Source organism: Acidovorax sp. KNOB132 (assembly GCF_057541515.1).
The window spans coordinates 1-5,546 of record NZ_BAAJYT010000236.1 but is presented as its reverse complement, the minus strand read 5'-3'; the positions used below and the strand labels follow the sequence as shown (position 1 = coordinate 5,546).

7 protein-coding genes are annotated in these 5,546 nt (G+C 67.6%); 4 read left to right on the top strand and 3 right to left on the bottom strand.

From position 1 onward, the window contains the following. Positions 1-151 precede the first annotated feature (151 nt). The 4 genes from AC27IO_RS19785 (at position 152) to AC27IO_RS19770 (ending at position 3,509) form a co-directional block, all read left to right on the top strand. The gene (locus AC27IO_RS19785; protein WP_498740335.1) at positions 152-631 is read left to right on the top strand and encodes a class I SAM-dependent methyltransferase; all 480 of its coding nucleotides are present in this window, start codon (positions 152-154) and stop codon (positions 629-631) included. Positions 632-666: 35 nt separating this feature from the next. Beyond that, the gene (dapA, locus tag AC27IO_RS19780) at positions 667-1,560 is read left to right on the top strand and encodes a 4-hydroxy-tetrahydrodipicolinate synthase (protein WP_272568071.1); all 894 of its coding nucleotides are present in this window, start codon (positions 667-669) and stop codon (positions 1,558-1,560) included. A 62-nt stretch (positions 1,561-1,622) separates the two neighbouring features. Continuing rightward, positions 1,623-2,711 (top strand): NlpB/DapX family lipoprotein, encoded by a 1,089-nt coding sequence (bamC, locus tag AC27IO_RS19775; RefSeq protein WP_284430146.1) that lies wholly within the window; start codon positions 1,623-1,625, stop codon positions 2,709-2,711. A gap of 18 nt (positions 2,712-2,729) precedes the next feature. Further along, positions 2,730-3,509, top strand: coding sequence for an MBL fold metallo-hydrolase (locus AC27IO_RS19770; protein WP_487089093.1), 780 nt, complete (start codon positions 2,730-2,732; stop codon positions 3,507-3,509). Positions 3,510-3,685: 176 nt separating this feature from the next. Here AC27IO_RS19770 and AC27IO_RS19765 read toward each other — a convergent pair whose 3' ends face one another. The 3 genes from AC27IO_RS19765 to AC27IO_RS19755 form a co-directional block, all read right to left on the bottom strand. Beyond that, on the bottom strand, positions 3,686-3,961 hold the full coding sequence (locus AC27IO_RS19765) for a hypothetical protein (protein WP_498740333.1): 276 nt from the start codon (positions 3,959-3,961) through the stop codon (positions 3,686-3,688). A 204-nt stretch (positions 3,962-4,165) separates the two neighbouring features. Continuing rightward, positions 4,166-4,687, bottom strand: coding sequence for a hypothetical protein (locus tag AC27IO_RS19760; RefSeq protein ID WP_498740331.1), 522 nt, complete (start codon positions 4,685-4,687; stop codon positions 4,166-4,168). 46 nt (positions 4,688-4,733) lie between these two features. Then, on the bottom strand, positions 4,734-5,546 hold an 813-nt coding region (locus AC27IO_RS19755), incomplete at its 5' end, for a JmjC domain-containing protein (RefSeq protein WP_498740329.1).

Sequence of the window (5,546 nt, the reverse complement as noted above, 5' to 3'; positions counted from 1 at the left end):
TCTTCTGACGTATGGCGCCAAACGCCTTCATGCCGGCGATTTTAATTGCTTTTAATGCTATTATTTTCATAGCAAATGCCAGCCATTCCACAGCCTTGAGCCGCCTTGGAATGGGTCCGGCGCTGGCCCATCTCCTGCCGCCCGCGCCAGCGTGCTGGACGTGGCCTGCGGCAGCGGCCGGCACCTGCGCTGGCTCCACGGCCGCGGCCACCCCGTGACCGGCGTGGACCGCGACCCCGACGCGCTGGCCCCGCTGCGGGGGCTGGGCGAAATCCTCTGCGCGGACATCGAAGCCGGGCCCTGGCCGTTGGCGGGCCGCACCTTCGGCGCCGTGGTCGTCACCCGGTACCTGTGGCGGCCGCTCCTTCCCACGCTGGTGGCCAGCGTCGCGCCCGGCGGCGTGCTGCTGTACGAAACCTTCGCCGCGGGCAACGAAACCGTCGGCCGCCCGGCCCGGCCGGACTTTCTCTTGCGGCCCGGGGAACTGCTGCAGGCCTGCGCGGGTCTGTGCACGGTGGCCTATGAAGATGGCTTCCTCGATGCACCGGAGCGATTCGTCCAGCGCATCGCCGCGGTCCGGCTGCAAGAGGGGGCCGCACCGGCACGCCACCGGCTCGCACCGCCGCTCTAGTTAGAATGCTCCTTTACCCGTTTTCCACCGCGGACATGACCCCTCCCAGCTCTCTCACCGGCAGCATCGTCGCCCTCGTCACCCCCATGCACGAGGACGGCAGCGTGGACTACCCCACCCTGCGCCAACTGATCGACTGGCACGTCGCCGAAGGCACCGACTGCATCGGCGTGGTGGGCACCACCGGCGAGTCGCCCACGGTGAACGTCGAAGAACACTGCGAAATCATCCGCGTGGCCGTCGAGCAGGCCGCCAAGCGCGTGCCCATCATGGCCGGCTGCGGCGCCAACTCCACGGCCGAGGCCATCGAGCTGGCCCGCTTCGCCAAGAAGGTCGGTGCCGACTCTCAACTGCAGGTCGTGCCCTACTACAACAAGCCCACGCAAGAGGGCCAGTACCAGCACTTCAAGGCCATCGCCGAAGCGGTGGGCGACCTGCCCATCGTGCTGTACAACGTGCCCGGCCGCTCCGTGGCCGATATGCTGCACGACACCGTGCTGCGCCTGGCGCAGGTGCCCGGCATCATCGGCATCAAGGAAGCCACCGGCAACATCGAACGCGCGCAGTGGCTGATCCGCGACGTGCCCAAGGGCTTCGCCGTGTATTCCGGCGACGATCCGACGGCCGTGGCGCTCATGCTGTGCGGCGGCCAGGGCAACATCAGCGTGACTGCCAACGTGGCGCCACGCCTCATGCACGAACTGTGCGTGGCCGCGCTGGCCGGCGATGTGCGCCGCGCCATGGAAATCCAGTTCCAGCTCATGCCCACCCACAAGCAGCTGTTCGTCGAAGCCAACCCGATTCCGGTGAAGTGGGCCATGCACCGCCTGGGCCGGTGCGGCGGCGCGATGCGCCTGCCCATGACCCCGCTGAGCCAAGGCAACGAAGCCGTGGTGGAAGCCGCCCTTCGCGCCAGCGGCCTGCTGTAAATCCATCAAAGCCTGCCGCCTTGCCTGCCCCGCTCTCCCCAGACACCAAAGAGGATTTCCGCGTGAACGCTATCAACCGCCTGGGCCTGCTGGGCCTTGCCATGGCCCTGTCCGCCTGCTCCGTCCTGGAGAGCGACAAGATCGACTACAAGAGCGCCACCAAGGGCGCGACGCTCGAAGTGCCGCCGGACCTGAACCAGATCTCGCGCGACTCGCGCTACGCCGTGCCGGGTGGCGTGGTGTCGGCGGCCGCCTTCGAGGCCGGCCAGTCGCAAAAGCCCGTGGGCGCCGTGAACGCGGCCACGCGCAACATCGGCGACGTGCGCATCGAACGCGACGGCAACCAGCGCTGGCTGGTCGTGAGCCGCCCCGCTGACGTCCTGTGGGACCCAGTGCGCGACTTCTGGACCGAGAACGGCTTCGTGCTGGTGCAGGACCAGGCCAACCTCGGCATCATGGAAACCGACTGGGCCGAGAACCGCGCCAAGCTGCCGCAGGACATCATCCGCTCCACCATCGGCAAGATGTTCGACTCGGTCTACTCCACCGGCGAGCGCGACAAGTTCCGCACCCGCCTGGAGCGCGGCCCCAATGGCAGCACCGAAATCTTCATCAGCCACCGCGGCATGGTCGAGGTCTACACCTCCGCCCAGAAGGAAAGCACCGTGTGGCAGCCCCGCCCGGTCGATCCGGAACTGGAAACCGAATTCCTGCGCCGACTGATGGTCAAGTTGGGGGTGAGCCAGGAACAGTCCCGCGCCATCGCCGCCGCGCCCGCACAGCAAGTGCCCACGGCCCGCATGGCGCGCCAGGGCAATGTGCCCGTCGTGGAACTGGACGAGAACTTCGACCGTGCATGGCGCCGCGTGGGCCTGGCGCTCGACCGCACCGGCTTCACCGTGGAAGACCGCGACCGTGCCCAGGGCATCTATTTCGTGCGCTACGTCGAGCCCACCGAGAAGAAGGACCCCGGCTTCTTCGGCAAGCTGCTGGGCCGCTCGTCGGATGCCGCGGCACCGGTCAAGTACCGCGTCGTGGTGCGCAGCGCCGAGAACAAGAGCACGGTGTCCGTCCTGAACGCCGCCGGTGCGCCCGAGACGTCGGCCAACGCCGAGCGCATCGTGCGCGTGCTGACGGACGACCTGAAGTAATTCAGGGCCCGGGACTGCGTGCTGCGTTTCAAGAACCTGGGCAGCGGCAGTTCGGGCAACGCCACGGTGGTGGAGGGGCGCTGCGGCACGCAGGTGCGGCGGTTGCTCATCGACTGCGGGCTGGGGCCGCGGCAACTGGCATCGCGCCTGGCCGCTGCCGGGCTGTCGATCGATGACCTCGACGCCCTGTTCATCACCCACGAGCATTCGGACCACGTGGGCTGCATGGAGAAACTGGCGCTCAGGCACCGCATTCCGGTCTGGATGAGCCATGGCACCTACGCGGCCATCGGCGCGCCCGAACTGGACGGGCTGCTGAACATCGCACAGGATGGCCTGCCCATCGATCTGGGCGCGTTCGAGGCCCTGCCCTTCACCGTGCCGCACGACGCCCGCGAGCCGCTCCAGCTGCGCTGCAGCGATGGCGCGACGCACATCGGCCTGCTGACCGACCTGGGCCATGCCACCGACCATGTGCTGGCCCACCTCAAAGGCTGCCATGCGCTGCTGCTGGAATCCAACCACGACCCCGATCTGCTCGCCGTCTCCAGCTACCCGGCGTTCCTGAAGCGCCGTATCAGCGGCCTCTACGGCCACTTGGCCAACACCGTGGCCGCCGACATCCTGCGGGCCATGCAGCACACGGGGCTGAGCCGCGTGGTGGCGGCCCACCTCAGCGCGCAGAACAACCGCCCCGAACTGGCCCAGGCCGCGTTGGCCTCGGCCTTGGGGTGGGAAACCTCGCGCGTGGACGTGGCCAGCCCGGTCACCGGCTCCGACTGGATCGCCTGCGGCTGATCTTTCGGCAGGCCGCGGACTTGGTAACGCCTTGAGGTCCGCAAGGCATCTCGCATTTCGTACCCCTTCGAAACCAATCAAAACGGCCCGCCCAATAAAAAAAAGCCCCGACCTGGTGGTACGGGGCTTTTTGCCAGACTCCGGCACGGTGTGCCGAAGCCGGTTGGAGCGATCGCTTACTTGGCGGTGGAAGCGCCGGCAGCGGCTGCTGCAGCAGCATCGGCAGCGGCCTTGGCAGCGTCGCCTGCGGGAGCGGAAGCAGCGTCGGATGCGGGAGCGGTCATGGCAGGGGCTGCGTCGGAAGCAGCAGGCGTCACCACGGGAGCCGGTGCTGGTGCGGGTGCTTCCACAGGAGCGGGAGCCGGTGCAGGCGCAGCGGCTTCTTCCTTCTTGCCGCAAGCGGCGAGAGCGACGGAGGCGACCAGGGCAGCCAGAACGAGAGAGTTCTTCATTTCAGTTTTTCCTATTGGACAGACGGATATTGGAATTGCCGCCATTGGCGCCCTCTTGCAGCGTGCTCTTTGGCGGTGCTTGGCGCTCAGGGGCGCCTTTTTTACTTCAACCGCAAATTATAGGGAGATTCCGTCAATACAGACTAACACCGACGGGACGTTTTGTTTCTCTTCGGTAAATCGCAAAAATGGGGAGCGCATTATTCACAGCCCCAGCGTGGTCGCCGGGAACCCCGGTGAACTCTTGCGCAGCAGCCATTCGTTGAGGGCCTCGCGCGCCAGCAGGCGGCGCTCGGGCTCGCGGCCTGCCACGCCGGCGCAGCGCTCGGGGTCCAACCGTTGCAGCACCCAGGCATCGGACCAGAGCACGCTGGGCAGTTCCAGGCGGTCTGCCGTGGGCGCGCGGCGGCATTCGATCACATGGTCCCACACGCCCCGCCAATGCACGAAGCGCGCGTGGCGCCGCACCATTTCGTCGTACGTTCCGGCCAGCACCGTGAGGCGGCGCCCGCGGCGCGCCCAGGACTGCAGCGAATCGATCACCTCGCGCTCGCCAAGCGGCCAATCATGAAAGTCGAAGTCGCTCAGCACGATCTCGTTCCAGCCTTCCCGGGCCGCGCAAGCCAACGCGTCGCGCACCCATTGGCGAAAGTCTTCCCGGCCATTGAAACGCCCGGCGGGCAGTGCAGCGGCCGCTTCGGGATGGCGGGGGAATGCATCGGACATCGGTGGCTCCTTAAGGTGACTGCGCCTTTGCGCGTTCAAAGGTCCATCAATCGGGAGGCGACCAGGCGTGCGCCCAGCCCGTTTCGCACCAGGACGACAACAGCTCCAGCGCATCGTCGCTGGCGCGCGCAAGATCGCGGGGGCGCAGCACGCGCTCATCGGCCAGCCGGCGCATGAGGGTGGCGTCGCGGCCTGCCGCCAGGTAGCTGTCGCCGTTGATGAACACATGGCGCGCGTCATACACCATGCGGGTGCGGCGGTCCAATTGAACGCCTTCCAGCAGGCCGCCCACCGCCCCGGGCTCGAACCACACGTTGGGCTTGGGCTCGGTCAGGCTCTCGCCCAAGGCGCGCTCCAGTGCCAGCGGCTCGGACAGGGCGAGCTCCAGCGCCTGGCGGGCAAAGGCCTGCAGCGCCGGGGGAATCTCGCCCGGCTGCGCCACCGCGGCCTGTGACGGATCGCGGTACAGCTGGGGCGGCGCATCGTCATCGGCGGCATCATCGGCCAGGCGCGACAGCAACTCCTGCGCGATCCCGTTGCGGGCGGGGGAGCGGAAACCGATGGAGTAGGTCATGCATTCGCCTTCGGCGATGCCATCGTGCGCATAGCGCGGCGGCAGGTAGAGCATGTCCCCGGGCTCGAGCACGAACTCCTGCTCGGGCTCGAACTGCGCCAGCACCTTGAGCGGAATGCCCTCGCGCAGCGTGAGGTCCTTCTGCCGGCCGATGCGCCAGCGCCGACGCCCCCGGGCCTGGAGCAGGAAGACGTCGTAGCTGTCGAAATGCGGCCCGACGCCGCCGCCATCGGAGGCATAGCTGATCATCAGGTCGTCGAGCCGCGCGCGCGGCACGAAGCAAAA

Coding starts and splice junctions, on each gene's coding strand:
- dapA (WP_272568071.1), top strand. CDS start 667: ATGACCCCTCCCAGCTCTCTCACCGGCAGCATCGTCGCCCTCGTCACC.
- AC27IO_RS19765 (WP_498740333.1), bottom strand. CDS start 3,961: ATGAAGAACTCTCTCGTTCTGGCTGCCCTGGTCGCCTCCGTCGCTCTC.
- AC27IO_RS19760 (WP_498740331.1), bottom strand. CDS start 4,687: ATGTCCGATGCATTCCCCCGCCATCCCGAAGCGGCCGCTGCACTGCCC.